The following is an 18,939-nucleotide window of genomic DNA, read 5'->3' as shown; positions in this document are numbered from 1 at the left end:
CAACAATGCTCATCACAGGTATCAAGAGCAGGCCGGTCTACGACGACCTGCGCCCGCTCGCCGGCAGCAACCACATCATCGCCGGCCAGGGCAGCGGCGGCAGCGCCATGCTCCGGCTGCTCGGCGAGATGCCCCGCACCGCGCCCATCCGCGTGCTCTATTCCACCGAATCCTTCTCCGGGCAGGACCACCTGGCCGCGCTGCGCGACATCGCAGGCGTCGAGCTGACCCTCTACCCGAGCAACCGCGCGCTGGTCGACGACCTGCACGCCCTGCTCGGCCAGTCGCGCATGGGCACCCGCCTGTACCTGGCCGGTTCGGAAAGCTTCATCGGCACCGCCATGCAGGCCGCCGATGCGATCAACCTGAACCGCGACGAGGTGCTGCGCGAGCACTGCGGCTCCTTCGTGCGCCGCGTCTGGTGCGTGCACTGCGACGGTTACACCGAGAACGTCACCCAGCGCGTGTTCGAGTGCCCGCACTGCGCCCGCACCCTGGTGGTCCGCGACCACTACTCCCGCCGCCTCGCCGCCTTCCAGGCGGTCAAGGCCGACGCCGAAGTCCCCGGCGAGCTGCCGGCAGCCGAGGAGCTCGACACATGAGCCAGTCCACCGGAACCCTCAACGTTCGCGTCGCCCGCATCGAGCAGGTCACCCCGGAAATCAAGCGCTTCACCCTGGTCCCGCGGGACGGCGGCCAACTGACACCGTTCTCCGGCGGCAGCAACGTGGTGGTGCTGATCCCCCACGAGGGCGGCACCTACCGCAACGCCTACTCGCTGATGAGCTCGCCCTACGACGCCAGCGCCTACCAGATCGCCGTGCGCCGCGTGGCAGACGGCCGCGGCGGCTCCAGGCGCATGCACGACGCGGTGAAGGAAGGCGACGAGCTGGAAATCCTCCGCCCGGTGAACCTGTTCCCGCTGAGCAAGCACGCGCGCCTGCACCTGTTCATCGCCGGCGGCGTGGGCATCACCCCGGTGTGCTCGCAACTGGCCGAACTGCGCCTGCGCGGCACGCCCTTCGAAGTGCACCTGGCGGTGCGCGGCGCGGAACACGCGCGCCTGGGCGAGGAACTGCTGCGCGAATACGGCGATGCCGTGCGCCTGTACCGCGACGACCGCGGCGAGCGCCTGGACATTTCCGCCGTGCTGGCCGACCGCCCGCTGGGCAGCGACGTCTACGTCTGCGGCCCCGAGGGCATGATCCAGGCCACCATAGACGCGGCCCGCGCCCACGGCTGGACCGACAGCCACATCCACTACGAGCGCTTCCTCGAACAGGGCAGCAGCGGCGAGCCGTTCAAGGTCACCCTGGCGCGCAGCGGCGCGACCATCGAGGTCTCGCCCGACCAGAGCCTGCTGGAAGCCGCCGAGGCCGCCGGCCACGAGATTCCCTACCTGTGCCGCGGCGGCGCCTGCGGCATGTGCGAGACCAACGTCCTGGAGCTGGACGGCGAGATCCTCCACACCGACGACTGGCTGTCCGACGAGGACAAGGCCGCCAACAAGAAAATCATGCCCTGCGTGTCGCGCGCCAAGTGCTCGCGGCTGGTCATCGACTGCTGAGCCGGAGAACGACCATGACCATCCAATTCCGCCCCGACGAAACCTACCGCGACGACTACACCTACGCCAACAGCCCCGAGTGCATCGCCCGCGCGCCCTTCCCCTTCCCGGACGACGAGTACATGTACTCGATGAACCTGGAGCCCCACGTCAGCGTGGGCGACGGCGCCTTGCGCGCGGTGTTCGACATCGACGAGCACTACATCAGCGAATGCCGCGACCGCGCCATCACCCTGGAGAAGGACCCGGGCATGCACTACGTCTCGGCGCCTCACATGATGGAGGCGCAGTGGGACCTGCTCGAACTCATCATGGAGTCCTACGCCAGGGACTACCCCGAGTACTTCGCCCTGGAGCGCGACGGCACCCGCTGGCACTGGACCAACAGGCTGCTGGGCATCGACGACACCTTCACCTTCGGCGACCCGGCCACCCTGCCCTACGAGCCGATGGAGTACATCACCCGCCAGGCCCAGGGCGACTGGGTGCTGCAGGAAGAGCGCGACGGCACCCTGTACTGGGGCGCCGGCATCGCCACCCAGCGCGCCGACTACTCGCTGCGCTTCAACCTGGGCATGGCCTGGCACGAGTACCACGGCCCGGTGCCGCTGGTGAAGGAAACCGGCATGCTCGACCGCGCGCTGAAGTTCCTCCTGCGCCTGCGCAACGGCCACCCGGTGCGCCGCCTGAACTGGTCGCTGACGGTCAACCCGCGCCTGGACGTGTCCGCCGAGAGCCTGCCGGACTGGGCCCCGGACCGCACCACGGTGACCGCCGAGAACGCCGGCGAGAAGGTCTACCTGCGCATCGAGCTGCAGCCGCTGCATCGCCTGCCGCGCAGCAACGCCATCGTTTTCCCGATCCGCACCTACCTGCTGAGCCTGCAGGACATCGCCAGCAACCCGGCCTGGGCCAGGCGCATGCACCGCGTGCTCAAGTCCCTCAACCAGGAACTGGTGGACTACAAGGGCTTCACCCGCTACCGCGACGCGGCGGTGGAGTGGCTCTCGAAGTACGACGACGGCAAATAAGCACCGCGCTTTCCATAACGACAATGAGCCCGTAGAGGGCGGCGGCGGACACCCGAGGTCCGCCGCAGACAATGTGCCACTGCCCATTACCCCCTGAGAGGAAACAACGATGAGTGGGTCCCCTGCCACGCGTGCCGCTGGCGTAACCGATCACGATGCCGAGCAGCTGCGCGCCCTCGGCTACAGCTCGAACTTCGAGCGCAGCATGAGCCTGTGGGAGAACTTCTCCCTGGGCTTCACCTACCTGTCGCCGGTCGTCGGCGTCTACACCCTGTTCGGCCTGTGCCTGGCCGCCGGCGGCCCGCCGATGTTCTGGTCGTACCTGCTGATCGGCCTCGGCCAGTTGCTGGTGTGCCTGGTGTTCGGCGAGGTGGTCTCGCAGTTCCCGATCTCCGGCGGCGTCTACCCCTGGGCGCGGCGCCTGGTCGGCAAGCGCTGGGCGTGGATGGTCGGCTGGGTCTACGCCTGGGCGCTGTGCGCCACCATCGCCGGCGTCTCCGTCGGCGCCGGCCCCTACCTGGCGGCGCTGCTGGGCTTCGCGCCGGACGCGAACGTCAGCATCTACATCGCCCTGGCGCTGATCCTGGTTTCCACCGGCCTCAACCTGGTGGGCACCAAGCTGCTGGCGCGGGTGGCCATGTTCGGCTTCCTCTGCGAGCTGATCGGCGCCATCCTGGTGGGCGGCTACCTGCTGGTCTTCGAGCGCCACCAGCCGTTCAGCGTGCTGTTCGACACCTTCGGCCTGGGCGCCGCGGACGGCTCCTACCTGCCGGCCTTCCTCGCCGCCTCCCTGGCCGGGCTGTTCCAGTACTACGGCTTCGAGGCCTGCGGCGACGTCGCCGAGGAAACCCCCAACCCCGGCAAGCGCATCCCCAAGGCCATGCGCATGACCATCTACATCGGCGGCGCCGCCGCGATGTTCGCCTGCCTGGCGCTGATCCTCTCGGTGCCGGACATGCACAAGGTGCTCGCCGGCGAAGACACCGACCCGGTCGCCACCATCCTCGCCAACGCCTTCGGCCCGGTGGGCTCGCGCCTGGTGATGGCGGTGGTGCTGGTGTCCTTCGTGTCCTGCGTGCTCAGCCTGCAGGCCGCCGCCAGCCGCCTGCTGTTCGCCTATGCCCGTGACGAGATGATCGTCGGCAGCCGCGTGCTGCAGCGCCTGTCGGCCAACCACGTGCCGTCCGCCGCGCTGGTCGTCAGCGGCGTGGTGCCGGCCGCCATCGTCTGCCTGGGCCTGTTCATGGCCGAAGCCACCGCCACCATCGTCGGCTTCGCCGCCATCGGCATCTACATCGCCTTCCAGCTGATCGTGGTCGCCGCGCTCACCGCCCGCACCAAGGGCTGGGTGCCCGGCGGCCAGTTCAGCCTGGGCCCCTGGGGCACCCTGGTGAACGTCGCCGCGCTGCTCTACGGCCTGGGCGCCATCGCCAACATGGTCTGGCCGCGCAGCCCCGACGCGCCCTGGTACATCAACTACTCGATGATCCTCACCACCGCCGTGGTGCTGGGCGTCGGCCTGCTCTACATGCTGCTGGCCAGGCCCTACGACAAGGGCACCGCGCCGGCCGGCGACGCCCACAGGATCTCCGGCCGCCAACGATCCGTGCGCGCGACTGGCGCGCTTACCGAACCGGCTTGATCGCAACCCTGACGCAATTCGGGCCATACGCCTGAGGGGCGCGTCCGGCGCCGCGCGGGGTCCCCTCCCCGCGCCGGCGCCAAGCGGTTTGCGACCGGGCCTGCCAGCCCCGCTTGGCAGGCCCGGTTTTTTTTCCCGCACTACGCCGGGCCTGACCACGACGTAGGGCGCATAACCGTTCGCGGTTATCCGCCGTTTCACCTTTCTCATCGCCAACGCCGTGGCTGAGCCTGGCGCGCCCTACAAGGATGCCCAGGCTCGACCCGAGCGGGGTTCGGCCAAGGCCAAACGGCGGATAACGCGGAACGTTATTCGCCCTACGCCAGACCTGACCACGACGTAGGGCGGATAACCGTTCGCGGTTATCCGCCGTTTCACCTTTTTCATCGCCAACGCCGTGGCTGAGCCTGGCGCGCCCTACAAGGATGCCCAGGCTCGCCCCCGAGCGGGGTTCGGCCAAGGCCAAACGGCGGATAACGCGGAGCGTTATTCGCCCTACGCCAGACCTGACCACGACGTAGGGCGCATAACCGTTCGCGGTTATCCGCCGTTTCACCTTTCTCATCGCCAACGCCGTGGCTGAGCCTAGCGCGCCCTACAAGGATGCCCAGGCTCGGCCCCGAGCGGGGTTCGGCCAAGGCCAAACGGCGGATAACGCGGAGCGTTATTCGCCCTACGCCAGACCTGACCACGACGTAGGGCGCATAACGCCTATGGCGTTATCCGCCGCAACCCTCGCTCAGCGGGCAATCCACAACAGGCACGCCGACAAGGTCACCAACGACCCCAGCGTCGACAGCAGAATGCTCCGCGACACCACCGGCGCCTCGCGCTTGTAGTACTCGGCGAGCATGTACGGCCCGGTGCCGGTGGGCAGCGCGCTGAGCAGCAGCGCCGAATCCGCCCACAACGGCGGCAGGGCGAACACCTTGTAGGCGAGGAAGCCGGTCAGCAGCGGCTGGCCCACCAGCTTCACCAGCACCAGCGGCCAGGCGCCCACCTGCGGGCCCTCCTGCTTCTGCGCCAGGAACAGGCCGAGGGAGATCAGCGCGCAGGGCGTGGTGGCCGCCGCCAGCAGGTCGAGGAAATGCACCACCGGCTCGGCCAGGCCCAGGCCGCCGGCGGCCCACAGGCCACCGACGATGGGCGAGACCACCAGCGGGTTCTTCAGCAGCGCGCGGCTCACCACCAGCACCGCGCGGCCGACGTGCTTCTCGCTCTGCAGGCCGACCTCGATGCACACCACCGCCACCGCGAAGAGCACGCAGACCACCAGCAGCGAGGCGATCAGCGCCGGCTCCAGGCCGTCCTGGCCGAACACCAGCAGGCACAGCGGGATGCCCATGTAGCCGGTGTTGGCGTAGGAGGCGCTGAGCCCGTCGATGCTCGCCGCCGGCAGTCCGCGGCCCTGCCACAGGCGCCAGGCCAGGGTGGCGCCGAACACCAGCAGGCAGCCGGCGGTGAAGGCGGCGAGGAAGCCCGGCTGCCAGATTTCCGCCCAGGTGGCCGTGGCGGTGACCTTGAACAGCAGCGCCGGCAGGCACAGCCAGACCACCAGCCGGTTGATCTCCGAGGCCGCGCCCTCGCCCAGGCGGTTGCTCCGGCGCGCCAGCCAGCCGGCCAGGATCAGCGCGAAGATGGGCAGGACGACGACGATCACGGTGTGCATGGGCGGCTCGGCAAGGCATTGTCATGGGCAGGCTGGCGAGCATAGGATCGCGCCATCGATACCGTCCAATGCTTGTTGAAGGCCAAATTGATACCGGAAATGCATCGATGATCGAACTGCGCCAGCTGCGCTATTTCCTCGCCCTCGCCGAGCACCTGCACTTCGGCCGCGCCGCCGAGGCCCTGCACCTGACCCAGCCGCCGCTGAGCCGGCAGATAGCCGCGCTGGAGGCCGAACTGGGCACCCCGCTGTTCGCCCGCCACTCGCGCGCGGTGGAGCTGACCGCCGCCGGCCGCGAGTTCCAGCAGCACTGCAAGAGCCTGCTGGCCGGCCTCGACCTGGCGGTGCGCTCGGCCCGGGCCAGCGCCCGCGGCGAACGCGGCGAGCTGCGCCTGAGCTTCACCATGGTCGCCGCCTGGACGCTGCTGCCGACCCTGCTCAAGCGCTACAGCGACGCTTATCCACAGGTGAAGGTGGTGCTCAACGAAGTGTTGCCGCGCGACCTCGGCCCGGCGCTGGAAGCCGGCGAGGCCGACGTCGCCCTGACCTTCCCGGCCCGCGAACCCGGCCAACTGCGCTACCGCACCCTGCTGCGCGAGCCGCTGTGCACGGTGCTGCCGGCAAGGCACCCCCTCGCGACGCGAGGGCGCCTGGCACCCGCCGAACTGGCGGCGGAAGCGTTCATCAGCTTCCCCCACAGCACCGCGCCGGCCCTGCACGAGGCGGTGATGCAGTGCTGCCGGGACAGCGGCTTCGAACCGCGCATCCAGCTGGAGCCGCACCTGCAGCAGACCATCGTCAACCTGGTGGCCGAGGGCCTGGGCGTGGCCCTGGTGCCGGACTCGATGCGCAAGATGCAGCTGCCCGGCGCGGCGTTCGTGGCGTTGGAGGCGTCGCCGTTGGTAGACTACGGCGTGGCCTGGAGCCCGCATAACGACAATCCTTGCCTGGGGGCTTTCCTGCGCTGCGCGGGGTTGGATACGGGCTCTTCGTAGGAGCGAGGGGGACGCCTAGTTCTTGCTCGCGAATGGTGCCCGCTCGGGACTGTGGGTGTTGGGGGGGTAGAGCGCCCTCTCCCTAACCCTCTCCCTGAAGGGAGAGGGGACCGTTGGGCAGGGTTTGATGTTATGGCGTTAGCCGGCTAGCACAGAGGTTTTCCGGCGGAAACCATCACCTTTCTCGGCACGGACTAGCCCCCTTTCCCTTCAGGGCGGGGCGCGCAGCCGAGGGCTGGGGAGAGGGGACGGAGGTGACCTCATGCACAGCGTGGCCGGGAGGCACCGTTCGCGAGCAAGAACTAGGCGCCCCCGCTCCTACACCAACCGTGCATCCAGACTATTCTGCGCCAACCGCTGCGCCTGCTCCTTCGTCATCCCCAGGTGCTCGTACAGCGCCTGGAAGTTCTCAGTCACATACCCCCCGAAGTACGCCGGATCATCCGAGTTCACCGTCACCTTCACCCCGCGTTCCAGCATCTGCAGGATGTTGTGCTCGCGCATGTGGTCGAACACGCACAGCTTGGTGTTGGACAGCGGGCAGACGGTCAGCGGGATCTGCTCGTCGATGATGCGCTGCATCAGCCGCTCGTCCTCGATGGCGCGCACGCCGTGGTCGATGCGCTCGACCTTGAGCAGGTCCAGGGCTTCCCAGATGTATTCCGGCGGGCCTTCCTCGCCGGCGTGGGCGACGGTCAGCAGGCCCTCGGCGCGGGCGCGGTCGAACACGCGCTGGAACTTGCTCGGTGGGTGGCCGACCTCGGAGCTGTCCAGGCCGACGGCGACGAAGGCGTCGCGGAACGGCATGGCCTGGTCCAGGGTCCTGAACGCCTCCTCCTCGGACAGGTGGCGGAGGAAGCTGAGGATCAGGCCGTGGCGGATGCCCAGCTGCTTCTCGCCGTCCTTCAGCGCGCCCTGGATGCCGCGCAGCACGACCTCGAAGGGAATGCCGCGGTCGGTGTGGGTCTGCGGGTCGAAGAAGGGTTCGACGTGGATGACGTTCTGCGCCTTGCATTTTTGCAGGTAGGCCCAGGTCAGGTCGTAGAAGTCCTGCTCGGTGCGCAGCACGTCGGCGCCGGCGTAGTAGAGGTCGAGGAATTCCTGCAGGTTGTTGAAGGCGTAGGCCTTGCGCAGGGTCTCGACGTCGGCCCAGGGCAGCTTCACCTGGTTGCGTTCGGCCAGGGCGAACAGCAGTTCGGGCTCCAGGGTCCCTTCCAGGTGCAGGTGCAGTTCGGCCTTGGGCAGGGCGTTGAGCCATTCGTACATGGGAGGTTTCTCGTCATCGGGCTGGATCGATGCAAGTTTAACCCGGCCCGGCGCAGGGGCCACCCCGGGCGAGCCGGGGCGGCCCCTTCGCATCAGAACGCGAAGTGCGCCTCGTCCAGCGCCATCAGGCAGCCGGCGCCGCCCAGCAGGGCCTCGCGGTGCATGCTGGCACGCGGCAGGATGCGCCGCAGGTAGAAGTCGGCGCTGGCCAGCTTGGCGCGGTAGAAGTCGCCCTCGCCAGTGCCGGCGTCCAGCGCCGCCTGGGCGGCCCCGGCGGCGCGCAGCCACAACCCGGCGAGCAGCGCATAGGCGCTGTATTGCAGGTAGTCCACCGACATGGCGCCGATTTCCTGCACGTCGCGGCGGGTGGCGGCCAGCACGTCGGCGGTCAGCCCGCGCCATTCCTGGATGCGCTCGCGCACCACGGCGGCCATGGGCGCCAGCTCGGGGTGGGCGGCCAGGGCGGCACAGGTTTCCGCCAGGTCCGCCTGCAGCGCGGCCATCTCGGCGCCGCCGTCGCCCAGCAGCTTGCGGCGGATCAGGTCGAGCGCCTGGATGCCGTTGGTACCCTCGTAGATCTGGGTGATGCGGCTGTCGCGCATCAACTGCTCCATGCCCCACTCGCGGATGTAGCCGTGGCCGCCGTAGACCTGCACACCGAGGCTGGCGACTTCCTGGCCCATGTCGGTGAGGAAGGATTTGACGATGGGGATCAGCAGCGCCGCGCGCTTGCCCGCCGCCTTGCGGCCATCGGCCTCGGGGTGGCCGTGCTCCAGGTCCAGCTCGCGGGCGCAGAGCGCGGCGAGCATGCGGCTGCCTTCGGTGAGGGTCTTCTGCGTCAGCAGCATGCGCCGCACGTCGGGGTGAACGATGATCGGGTCGGCGGCCTGCTGCGGCTGCGCGGGGCCGGTCAGGGCGCGCGACTGCAGACGCTCGCGGGCGTAGGCCAGGGCGCCCTGGAAGCTGCGCTCGGCGATGCCCAGGCCCTGCAGGCCGACCTGGAAGCGCGCGTCGTTCATCATGGTGAACATGCAGGCCAGGCCCTGGTTGGCCTCGCCGATCAGCCAGCCGGTGGCGCCGTCGAAGTTCATCACGCAGGTGGAAGCGCCCTTGATGCCCATCTTGTGCTCGATGGCGCCGCAGCCCAAGGCATTGCGCACACCCGGCGTACCGTCGGGGTTGGCGATGAACTTGGGCACCAGGAACAGGCTGATGCCCTTCACTCCGCCCGGGGCGTCCGGCAGGCGCGCCAGCACCAGGTGGACGATGTTCTCGGACAGGTCCTGCTCGCCGCCGCTGATGAAGATCTTGCTGCCGCTGACCCGGTAGCTGCCGTCGGCCCGGGGCTCGGCGCGGGTGCGCAGCAGCGCCAGGTCGGTGCCGGCCTGGGGCTCGGTGAGGCACATGGTGCCGGTCCACACGCCGCTGACCATCTTCGCCAGGTAGGCCTGCTGCAGCTCGGCACTGCCATGCTTGTACAGCGCCAGCACGGCGCCCTCGGTGAGCCCGGAATAGACGCGGAAGGACAGCGAGGCAGCCATCAGCATCTCGTGGAAGTTCGCCGCCACCAGCTGCGGGAAGCCCTGGCCGCCGAACCCGACCGGGCCGGTCATGCTCGCCCAGCCGTTGTCGCAGTACTGCCGGTAGGCCTCGCGGAAGCCGTCCGGGGTGGTCACCGCGCCGTCATGGAGGGTTGCGCCCTGCTCGTCGCTGTTGCGGTTCAGCGGAGCGACCACTTCGCCGGTGTAGCGCGCGCCCTCTTCCAGCACGCCATCGATCAGCTCGCGGTCCAGGCCGTTGACCAGCAGCGCGCAGTGGCCGGCGGCGTCGAAGAGTTCGTGGAGGACGAAGCGCATGTCGCGCAGGGGGGCCTGGTAGCTCATGCGCCCTGCTCCCCGTGGACGTCGGCGAAGCGACCACCACTGGCGGCCAGGCGCTCGATCAGCGCGGCCGGCTGCCAGTGCGCGCCGTGCTGCCCGGCGAGGTCGCGCAGGCGCGCGAGGATGCCGGCCAGGCCCTGGGCGTCGGCCCAGGCCATGGGCCCGCCCTGGGCCGCGGGGAAGCCGTAGCCGTTGAGGTAGACGGTGTCGATGTCGGCGCTGCGGCTGGCGATGCCCTCGTCGAGGATCTTCGCGCCTTCGTTGACCAGCGCCAGCAGGCAGCGCTCGAGGATTTCCTCCGGGCCGACGTCGCGGCGCACGTAGCCCAGGCGCTCGGACTCGCGCAGCACCAGGGCGTCGACCTCGGGGTCGTGCTCGGCCTGGCGGCTGCCCGGCGCGTAGTGGTAGAAGCCGTTGCCGCTCTTCTGGCCGAAGCGGCCCATCTCGCACAGGCGGTTGTCCACCTGCACGGTGGGCGCGTCCTGGCCCTTGCCGGCCAGCTCGCGGGCGCGCCATTCGAGGTCGATGCCGACCACGTCGAACATGCGGAACGGGCCCATGGCGAAGCCGAAGCCCTGCAGCGCGGCGTCCACCTGGAACGGCAGCGAGCCTTCGAGGATCAGCCGCCGCGACTCCTGCACGTACTTCTCCAGCATGCGGTTGCCGATGAAACCGTGGCAGTTGCCGGCCACCACGCTGACCTTGCCCATGCGCTGGCCCAGCTCCAGGGCGGCGTCGAGCACGGCGGGTGCGGTCCTGGCGCCACGCACGACCTCCAGCAGCTTCATGATGTGCGCCGGGCTGAAGAAGTGCAGGCCCAGCACCTGGGACGGCCGGCCAGTCACCGCGGCGATGGCGTCGACGTCCAGGTAGGAGGTGTTGCTGGCGAGGATGGCCGAGGGCTTCAGCGCCGCGTCCAGCTCGCGGAAGATCGACTGCTTGAGTTCCAGGTTCTCGTACACCGCCTCGATCACCAGGTCCGCCTCGCGGATCGCCGCGTAGTTGTCCGCCGGGGAAATCCGCGCGCGGCGGGCCGCCGCCTCCACCTCGTCGATCCGCCCCTGGCGCACGTTGTGGGCATAGGTGTCGGCCACCGCGCCCTGGGCCTGCAGCAGCATCTGCGGGTTGTTGTCCAGCCACTGCACCTGCACGCCGGCATTGGCCAGGCACATGACGATGCCGCGGCCCATGGTGCCGGCGCCTATCACCGCGGCGCTGCGAATCGGGGGAATCGGGCTCATGGTCTTCCTCTTGTTATCGAAACGGGCGTTCGAGCAAAAAAGCGACAGTCACCATAGGCAAGTTCGGATTATTTTTGAAATTTAGTCTTGTGATGCGCAGTATTTATCCGATGAATATAAATACCTTCGACCTCAACCTGCTGCGTGTCTTCGACGCCCTCCTGCGCGAGCGCAGCGTTTCCCGCGCCGCCGAGCGCCTGGCCCTGAGCCAGCCGGCGGTGAGCAACGCCCTGGGCCGCCTGCGCGAGCTGCTCGACGACCCGCTGCTGGTGCGTATCGGCCGCAGCATGCAGCCCACGCCACGGGCGCTGGAGCTGGAGGCGCCGATCCGCGAATCGCTGCAGCGCATCCTGCAGAGCCTAAGCGGCGCCGAGCGCTTCGAGCCGGGGCGCAGCCGCCAGCGCTTCATCCTGGCGCTGACCGACTACGCCGAGCTGCTGTGCATGCCGGCGCTGCTGCGGCAACTGGGCACGGAAGCGCCGGGCGTGGCCCTGGACGTGCGCCACCTGGCCCCGAGCCTACCGGTGGAGGCGCTGGACAAGGGCAACCTGGACCTGGTGCTGGGCCGCTTCGAGGAAGTCCCGGCGCGCTTCGAGCGCCGCCCCTGGGCCAGCGAGACCCTGCGCCTGCTGGCCCGCCGCGGCCACCCGCGGGTGGACGGCCCGCTGGACCTCGGCGGCTTCCTGCGCGAACGCCACCTGTGGGTATCCGGCGGGCAGACCCGCGGCATGGTCGACCAGTGGCTGGCCAGCCAGGGCCTGAAGCGGCAGGTTGCCTACGTCACGCCCAACTACCTGCAGGCCGCGCAGCTGGTGGCCGAGACCGAGCTGCTGACGGTGCTGCCGACGCGCCTGGCCGAACACTTCGCCAAGCGGCTGCCGTTGCAGGTGTTGGAGTTGCCCTTCGACGTCGGCCAGTTCCACCTGGAGCTGGTGTACCTGGCCCAGCGCGAGCGCGACGTGGCGTTGCAGTGGCTGGTGCAGCGCATGCTGGAGGCCGCGCCGCGACCGTAGGGTGGAACGCCGACGGCGAATGACCGTTCGCGGTTACCCGCCGCCGGGGCGTCCGGCGTGGCCGGTGAATCCGATCGCGGACGGAGTCCGCTCCTACGCAGCCCCCACCGCGCCATCACCCTGTAGGAGCGCCCTGCGCGCGAATCGCGGGCAGGGCCCGCTCCTACATGGGGCGCCTAGTGGCGCGAGATCCTACGTTACAGGCGAGCACGGCTTTTGTAGGAGCGAGCTTGCTCGCGAACAGGCTCCGCTGCGGGGCTTATTCGCGAGCAAGCTCGCTCCTACGAAGAGCACATCGGCGCAGTCGGCAAGACAGTTGCTCCTACATCACCGGCTGGCAACGCTTTTCGTAGGACGCGATCATCCGCGTCAACGCGGCTCAGAACCGATCGCGGATCACCACCTCGTCCAGCGCCAGCTTGCCCACCCGCGGCTTGGGCGCCAGGGTCTGCTTGCCGACGGCGACCATCAGGCCGATCACGTGGTTCTCCGGCAGGTTGATCAGCTTGCCCACGGCGTCGAAGTCGAAGCCGTCCATGGGGCAGGAATCCAGGCCCTTGCCGCGGGCGGCGAGCATCAGCGTCTGGGCCATCAGGCCGCAGCTGCGCATGGTCTCGTCGCGCTGCACCTGGGGCTTGCCGCGGTAGTAGGCGTCGATGGCGCCGGCCATGTAGTCCTGCACTTCCTGGGGCGCGCCCTCCCACACGCGGCGGGCGTTCTGCTCCCAGCTGTCGAGCTGGGCGCAGACCACCACCAGCAGGGACGCGTCGGTCACCTGCGCCTGGCCCCAGGCCACTTCGCGGATGTGCGCGCGCAGCTGCGGGTCGCTGACCTCGACCAGGCGCACGTGCTGCAGGTTGAAGGCCGAGGGGGCGAGCATGGCCAGCTGCAGCAGCTCGTCCTTCTCCTCGCGGCTCAGGCTGAAGGCCGGGTCGTAGCCCTTGACCGCGCGGCGGCTGCGGATGGCTTCGTCGATATGCATGGGGGGACTCCTTTCGTTGACGGCGAAAAATGCCCGCCATGGTAAACCGCCCGGGCGTGCGCTTCAGGCGGTTTTCCCGATAGGAATCATCGAATCGCTACACCGCCTGCAACGACGCCTCGTCGTCCTGCTGGGCGCGCGGCGAGGTGAAGGTCAGGTAGCCGTCCTCCACCTTGCCGTGGCGCAGCAGCGCCAGGTCCAGGGCGTAGTTCTGGTAGAGCTTCCAGGGCGTGCGGTCGCCCTGCTTGGGCATCTTGTCGGCGGCGCGCTGGATGTAGCCGGAGTTGAGGTTGAGGAAGGGCTCCTCCTTCACCTGGCCGGCCCCGGCGCGCGGGGTGCACTGGCGCATGCCGATGGCGTCCATGTGGTTGATCAGGCGGCAGAAGTACTCGCTGGAGAGGTCCGCCTTGAGCGTCCAGCTGGCGTTGGTGTAGCCGACCACCGCGGCCAGGTTGGGCAGATCGCGCAGCATGATGCCGCGGTAGCCCATGCTCTGGTTGACCTGGAACGGCTTGCCGTCCACCGCCAGCTCGGCGCCGCCGAACATCACCAGGTCCAGCCCGGTGGCGGTGACGATGACGTCGGCCTCCAGCACCTGCCCGGATTTCAGGCGGATGCCCTTCTCGCAGAAGCTGTCGATGTGCTCGGTGACCACCGAGGCCTTGCCCTTGCGCAGCGCCTTGAACAGGTCGCCGTCCGGCACGCAGCACACGCGCTCGTCCCAGGGCTTGTAGCGCGGGCTGAAGTGGCGCATGTCGAAGTCCTTGCCCAGCTGGTGCCTGGCCAGCCCCAGCAGGGCCTTGCGCACCACGCCGGGGAAGGCCTTGGAGAGCATGAAGAAGATCATCTGCATGGTCACGTTGCGCGCCCGCGCCTGGCGGTACACCCAGGTCTCGGGGAGGAAGCGGCGCAGGAAGTTCGAGATGGGGTCCTTCTGCGGCAGGCTGATCACATAGGACGGCGAGCGCTGCAGCATGGTGACGTGGCGCGCCTTGTCGGTCAGCGAGGGCACCAGGGTCACCGCGGTGGCGCCGCTGCCGATGACCACGATGCGCTTGTCGGCGTAGTCGAAGCCTTCCGGCCACAGCTGCGGGTGGATGACCTGCCCGCCGAACTGCTCGCGGCCCTTGAATTCCGGGGTGTAGCCGGCCTCGTAGCGGTAGTAGCCGGTGCACATCAGCAGGAACTGCGCGCTCATGCGCACAGGTTCCGGCTCGTCGCCGCGCTGCACGGTCAGCAGCCAGCGCGCGCTATCGCTGTTCCAGTCGGCCTTGAGCACGCGGTGGCGGTAGCGGATCTTGCCGTCGATGCCATTCTCGTGCGCGGTCTCCTCGATGTAGTGGCGGATCGAGGGGCCGTCGGCGATGGCCTTGGGGTCGGTCCAGGGCTTGAAGTTGTAGCCCAGGGTGTACATGTCCGAGTCGGAACGGATGCCCGGGTAGCGGAACAGGTCCCAGGTGCCGCCCATGGCCTCGCGGCCCTCCAGCAGGGCGAAGGTCTTGCCCGGGCAGTGCTTCATCAGGTGGTAGGCGGCGCCGATACCGGACAGGCCGGCGCCGACGATCAGGACATCCAGGTGCTCGACAGACATGGTGGCTCCTCGGCCGGTGGCGGACAACGCCTTGCTGAGTCTAGGAGGGAATTCCTCCCCGTACCCTACAAGGGGCGCCGCCGGCCGGCGCCCCACCCTAGGATGGGTGGAGCCACCGCGGCGTTACCCCTGGGCGAGCTGCGCCGCCACCCAGGCGCGCACCTGGGCGTAGGGGTAGTCCTCCAGCGCCGCGTAGCCGGGCAGCGTGCGAGCCCGCAGGCGGGTGAAGGCCGGCACGCCGATGCCACAGAGGAAGCGCGTCACGCAGTCGGCGCTGGGCGGCAGGCCGCGGGCGCCGCGGTATTTCTCCAGGAAGGCGGCGCAGCGGCTCTGCAGCGTCTGCCCGTCCAGCGGCGCCAGGGCCGGCGGCTCCGGCAGACGCGCGACGCGGCCGGCGCAGACCGAGCAGTGCCCGCAATGCTCCGGCGCCCGCTGGTCGCCGAAGTAGCGCGCCAGGCGCCGGCTCAGGCACTGGTCGCTGGCGAAGAGTTCGAGCATGGCGCCGATGCGCGCGATCTCGCTGGCCTCGTGGCGCTTGAAGTAGGCGTACAGCTCGTCGCTGAGCGCCTCGGGGTCGAACCCCACCTCGCGCACCGCATAGACCTCGGTCATCTGCTTGCTTTCCAGCTCGATCCAGCCGCGTTCCTGGAAGTAGTCCAGGGCCTTCACCACCCGCGCGCGCTCGGCGCCGTGGCGCTGGTAGAGGGTGTCGAAGTCGAGGGTCGACCAGGTGCGCGCCCGCGCCGAGGTGCTGAGGATGGCCTCGACGAACTGCCGCCGCTCGCCTTCGAAGTGGCCCAGCAGGGCCGCGGGCTCGATGAGGTTCTTGAAGCGGTATTCGGCGAAATAGGCGAAACGCGGGGCAATGATGCCGCGTAGCTCCAGCTGCACCAGCAGCGTCTTGAGCGGCAACTGGCGGATGTTCGACTGGTCCGACAGCGCGGTCAGCATCAGCTCCCACTGGCCGTTGGGCGCGGCGGCGATTTCCTCCAGCACGCTGCGGATGCCCTCGCGCTCGGGCGTGTCGCCGTAGACGAAGTTCTCCAGCACGCTGAGGCTGTCGCGGTTGGCCAGCACCAGACAGTCCGAGTTCTGGCCGTCGCGGCCGGCGCGGCCGATCTCCTGGCTGTAGTTCTCCACCGACTTGGGCAGGTCGAAGTGCACCACGTTGCGGATGTCGCTCTTGTCGATGCCCATGCCGAAGGCGATGGTCGCGACTATGCAGTTCAGCCCGCCGGCCATGAAGCGCTGCTGGATGACCTCGCGCTCGGCGTGGTCCATGCCGGCGTGGTAGGCGCGGGCCGGGATGCCGCGCTCGCACAGGTGCGCGGCGATGTCCTCGGCGGTCTTCTGCTGGGTCACGTAGACGATGCCCGGCTGGCCTTCGCGCGCGCCCAGCCATTCCACCAGGCGGGCGCGCTTGGCGGCGCTGGCCACCGGCTCCACCTGCAGGTGGAGGTTGGCGCGGTAGAAGCCGGTGGTGACCACGTCCGCCTCGGCGATGGCGAACTTGGCGCGCATGTCGTCGATCACCGCCGGCGTCGCGGTGGCGGTCAGCAGCAGCACCTGGGGGATGCGGAACTGCTTCTGGTAGGCCGGCAGCTTCAGGTAGTCGGGGCGGAAGTTGTGGCCCCATTCGGAGATGCAGTGCGCCTCGTCGACCACCAGCAGCGAGATCGGCACCTCGCCGATGAAGTTGCGGAAACGCTCGTTCTTCAGGCGCTCCACGGAAATCATCAGCACCTTCAGCTCGCCGCTGCGGGCGCGGGCCATGGTCTGCGCTACCTGCTCGCGGCTCTGCGCCGAGTCGATGCTGGCGGCGGCGATGCCATGGCGGGCGAGGAAGGCCAGTTGGTCCTGCATCAGCGCCAGCAGCGGCGACACCACCAGGGTCAGGTGCGGCAGCATGATGGCCGGCAACTGGTAGCACAGCGACTTGCCCGAGCCGGTGGGGAAGATCGCCGCCGCCGAGCGCCCGCCCAGCACGGCGCTGACCGCCGCCTCCTGGCCGGGGCGGAACTGGCGGAAGCCGAAGACGCGTTCGAGGGTGTCGTGCATGCGGGTCTCTCCATTACCTGTCATGGGCGGAAGCTCCATGCTAGGGACCGCCGTTGTAGGAGCGAGCCTGCTCGCGAACGGCCCGATTCCGGTTCATCGGAAAGCGCGCTCCTAGGGTAGCCCCGTAGGAGCGGACCTTGTCCGCGATCGCGGATGAAATCCGCTCCTACGCCGGGCCCACCTCCGCTTTCCACCTGTAGGAGCGCGCCCTGCGCGCGATTCGCGGGCAGGACCCGCTACAGGGAACGGCCAATGAAAAAGCCGCCCGGAGGCGGCTCTTTCGGCGAACGGGCGCGCTTACAGCTGCGGGCCGGCGTTCTTGATGGCTTCGCTCACGTCGAACTTCTTGAAGTTCTCGATGAACTTGCCGGCCAGGCCCTTGGCGGCTTCGTCGTAGGCGGCCTTGTCAGCCCAGGTGTTGCGCGGGTTGAGCAGGTTGGTCTCGACGCCCGGAACGGCCTTGGGCACGTCCAGGTTGATGATGTCCAGGTGCTCGGTCTCGGCGCCGACCAGGGCACCGCTCTGGATGGCGGCGATCACGCCACGGGTGGTCGGGATGTTGAAGCGCTTGCCGACGCCGTAGCCACCGCCGGTCCAGCCGGTGTTGACCAGGTACACCTTGGAGCCGAAGGCCTTGATGCGCTTGATCAGCAGCTCGGCGTAGACGCCGGCCGGGCGCGGGAAGAAGGGCGCGCCGAAGCAGGTGGAGAAGGTCGACTTGATGCCGCCGCCCGAACCCATCTCGGTGGAGCCAACCAGCGCGGTGTAGCCGGACAGGAAGTGGTAGGCGGCCTGCTCGTTGTTCAGGATCGACACCGGCGGCAGTACGCCGGTCAGGTCGCAGGTCAGGAAGATGACCGCGTTGGGCTCGCCGCCCAGGTTGGCTTCCGAACGCTTCTCGACGTGCTCCAGCGGGTAGGCCGCGCGGGAGTTCTGGGTCAGGCGGTCGTCGGCGTAGTCCGGGGTGCGCTCGGCGTCGAGGACCACGTTCTCCAGCACGGCGCCGAACTTGATGGCCTTCCAGATGACCGGCTCGTTCTTCTCGGACAGGTCGATGCACTTGGCGTAGCAGCCGCCTTCGATGTTGAAGACCACGCCTTCGCCCCAGCCGTGCTCGTCGTCACCGATCAGGTAACGGCTCTCGTCGGCCGACAGGGTGGTCTTGCCGGTGCCGGACAGGCCGAAGAACAGGGTCACGTCGCCCGCTTCGCCGATGTTGGCGGCGCAGTGCATCGGCAGCACGTCCTTCTCCGGCAGCAGGTAGTTCTGCACCGAGAACATGGCCTTCTTCATTTCACCGGCGTAGCGCATGCCGGCGATCAGCACTTTCTTCTGGGCGAAGTTGAGGATGACGCAGCCGTCGGAGTTGGTGCCGTCACGCTCGGGCACGCACTCGAAGTTGGCGACGTTCAGCACCTGCCACTCGTCGCGGCCGGCCGGGTTGTAGGTTTCCGGGTTGATGAACAGCTGGCGGCCGAACAGGTTCTGCCAGGCGGTGGCGGTGGTCATCCTGACCGGCAGGTAGTGATCGGCGGCCGAACCTACATGCACGTGGGAAACGAAGTGGTCCTGGGCGTCGTTGAAGGCCTGGACGCGTTCCCAGAGGGCGTCGAACTTGTCGGCCGGGAACGGGCGGTTGATCGCGCCCCAGGCGATGGAGTCCTTGCTGCCGGGCTCTTCGACGATGAAGCGGTCGGCAGGCGAGCGGCCGGTGCGGTGGCCGGTTTCCACCACCAGCGAGCCGTTGTCGGCCAGGCGACCTTCGCCGCGGCGAATGGCTTCCTCGACCAGTTGGGCAACGCTGATATCGGTGTACACGGCTTTGTTGGCTTGCGTCATGTGGGTCCCCATCGGCCGGAGCCGAGTCCTCCAAACATTGCGTAGTGACTTCTAATTTCCACTACAGCGGAAAAAAGTCGCGGGATTATGCCAGAAAAGAACGGTTCTCGTGCAGCCTCTGATCCGGCGAGGGCGTCAATGGTTCGGCTATCGCCCCGATAGCGC

General features: G+C 68.7%; 14 protein-coding genes. 6 read left to right on the top strand and 8 right to left on the bottom strand.

Translation table 11 applies throughout. The annotated features are described in order from the left end of the window. The first annotated feature begins 5 nt into the window (after window positions 1-5). The 4 genes from CHC02_RS23815 to CHC02_RS23800 all read left to right on the top strand — a co-directional run bounded on the left by CHC02_RS23815 (window position 6) and on the right by CHC02_RS23800 (window position 4,240). Window positions 6-602, top strand: a complete 597-nt coding sequence (locus CHC02_RS23815) for a dimethylamine monooxygenase subunit DmmA family protein (protein WP_089393881.1) — start codon at window positions 6-8, stop codon at window positions 600-602. After that, window positions 599-1,567 (top strand): PDR/VanB family oxidoreductase, encoded by a 969-nt coding sequence (locus CHC02_RS23810; RefSeq protein WP_089393880.1) that lies wholly within the window; start codon window positions 599-601, stop codon window positions 1,565-1,567. Before CHC02_RS23815 ends, CHC02_RS23810 begins: the two co-directional genes overlap by 4 nt. A gap of 14 nt (window positions 1,568-1,581) precedes the next feature. Then, window positions 1,582-2,598: a heme-dependent oxidative N-demethylase family protein gene (locus CHC02_RS23805; protein WP_089393879.1), complete on the top strand. Its 1,017-nt coding sequence runs from the start codon at window positions 1,582-1,584 to the stop codon at window positions 2,596-2,598. A 109-nt stretch (window positions 2,599-2,707) separates the two neighbouring features. Beyond that, window positions 2,708-4,240: an APC family permease gene (locus CHC02_RS23800; RefSeq protein ID WP_089393878.1), complete on the top strand. Its 1,533-nt coding sequence runs from the start codon at window positions 2,708-2,710 to the stop codon at window positions 4,238-4,240. Between the two features lie 739 nt (window positions 4,241-4,979). On the opposite strand, the gene CHC02_RS23795 is transcribed toward CHC02_RS23800, so the two are convergent. Continuing rightward, the gene (locus tag CHC02_RS23795) at window positions 4,980-5,909 is read right to left on the bottom strand and encodes an AEC family transporter (RefSeq protein ID WP_089393877.1); all 930 of its coding nucleotides are present in this window, start codon (window positions 5,907-5,909) and stop codon (window positions 4,980-4,982) included. Between the two features lie 107 nt (window positions 5,910-6,016). Here CHC02_RS23795 and CHC02_RS23790 point away from each other — a divergent pair, with 107 nt between their 5' ends. Continuing rightward, the gene (locus CHC02_RS23790) at window positions 6,017-6,904 is read left to right on the top strand and encodes a LysR substrate-binding domain-containing protein (RefSeq protein WP_089393876.1); all 888 of its coding nucleotides are present in this window, start codon (window positions 6,017-6,019) and stop codon (window positions 6,902-6,904) included. Between the two features lie 318 nt (window positions 6,905-7,222). On the opposite strand, the gene CHC02_RS23785 is transcribed toward CHC02_RS23790, so the two are convergent. The 3 genes from CHC02_RS23785 to CHC02_RS23775 form a co-directional block, all read right to left on the bottom strand. Continuing rightward, the gene (locus CHC02_RS23785; protein WP_089393875.1) at window positions 7,223-8,170 is read right to left on the bottom strand and encodes an adenosine deaminase; all 948 of its coding nucleotides are present in this window, start codon (window positions 8,168-8,170) and stop codon (window positions 7,223-7,225) included. Window positions 8,171-8,262: 92 nt separating this feature from the next. Beyond that, on the bottom strand, window positions 8,263-10,053 hold the full coding sequence (locus CHC02_RS23780; protein WP_089393874.1) for an acyl-CoA dehydrogenase C-terminal domain-containing protein: 1,791 nt from the start codon (window positions 10,051-10,053) through the stop codon (window positions 8,263-8,265). Further along, window positions 10,050-11,291: a 3-hydroxyacyl-CoA dehydrogenase gene (locus CHC02_RS23775; RefSeq protein WP_089393873.1), complete on the bottom strand. Its 1,242-nt coding sequence runs from the start codon at window positions 11,289-11,291 to the stop codon at window positions 10,050-10,052. The genes CHC02_RS23780 and CHC02_RS23775 overlap by 4 nt, the downstream gene beginning before the upstream one ends. A 110-nt stretch (window positions 11,292-11,401) precedes the next feature. On the opposite strand from CHC02_RS23775, the gene CHC02_RS23770 reads away from it, so the two are divergent. Next, complete coding sequence (locus CHC02_RS23770; RefSeq protein ID WP_089393872.1) at window positions 11,402-12,304, top strand: LysR family transcriptional regulator; 903 nt, start codon at window positions 11,402-11,404, stop codon at window positions 12,302-12,304. Between the two features lie 379 nt (window positions 12,305-12,683). On the opposite strand, the gene CHC02_RS23765 is transcribed toward CHC02_RS23770, so the two are convergent. The 4 genes from CHC02_RS23765 to CHC02_RS23750 all read right to left on the bottom strand — a co-directional run bounded on the left by CHC02_RS23765 (window position 12,684) and on the right by CHC02_RS23750 (window position 18,774). Further along, window positions 12,684-13,286, bottom strand: coding sequence for a nitroreductase family protein (locus CHC02_RS23765; protein WP_089393871.1), 603 nt, complete (start codon window positions 13,284-13,286; stop codon window positions 12,684-12,686). 97 nt (window positions 13,287-13,383) lie between these two features. Then, window positions 13,384-14,877 carry a flavin-containing monooxygenase gene (locus CHC02_RS23760; protein WP_089393870.1) on the bottom strand — a complete coding sequence of 498 codons (1,494 nt, stop codon included), beginning with the start codon at window positions 14,875-14,877 and terminating at the stop codon, window positions 13,384-13,386. A 123-nt stretch (window positions 14,878-15,000) separates the two neighbouring features. Further along, window positions 15,001-16,935: a RecQ family ATP-dependent DNA helicase gene (locus CHC02_RS23755; protein ID WP_167364856.1), complete on the bottom strand. Its 1,935-nt coding sequence runs from the start codon at window positions 16,933-16,935 to the stop codon at window positions 15,001-15,003. A 297-nt stretch (window positions 16,936-17,232) separates the two neighbouring features. Then, the gene (locus CHC02_RS23750) at window positions 17,233-18,774 is read right to left on the bottom strand and encodes a phosphoenolpyruvate carboxykinase (protein WP_089393868.1); all 1,542 of its coding nucleotides are present in this window, start codon (window positions 18,772-18,774) and stop codon (window positions 17,233-17,235) included. Window positions 18,775-18,939 lie beyond the last annotated feature (165 nt).

Origin of the sequence: Pseudomonas delhiensis (assembly GCF_900187975.1) — a bacterium.
GTDB classification, from domain to species: domain Bacteria; phylum Pseudomonadota; class Gammaproteobacteria; order Pseudomonadales; family Pseudomonadaceae; genus Pseudomonas; species Pseudomonas delhiensis.
Note: the sequence above shows the minus strand (reverse complement) of the source record. Positions and strands in the feature narration are given on the sequence as shown.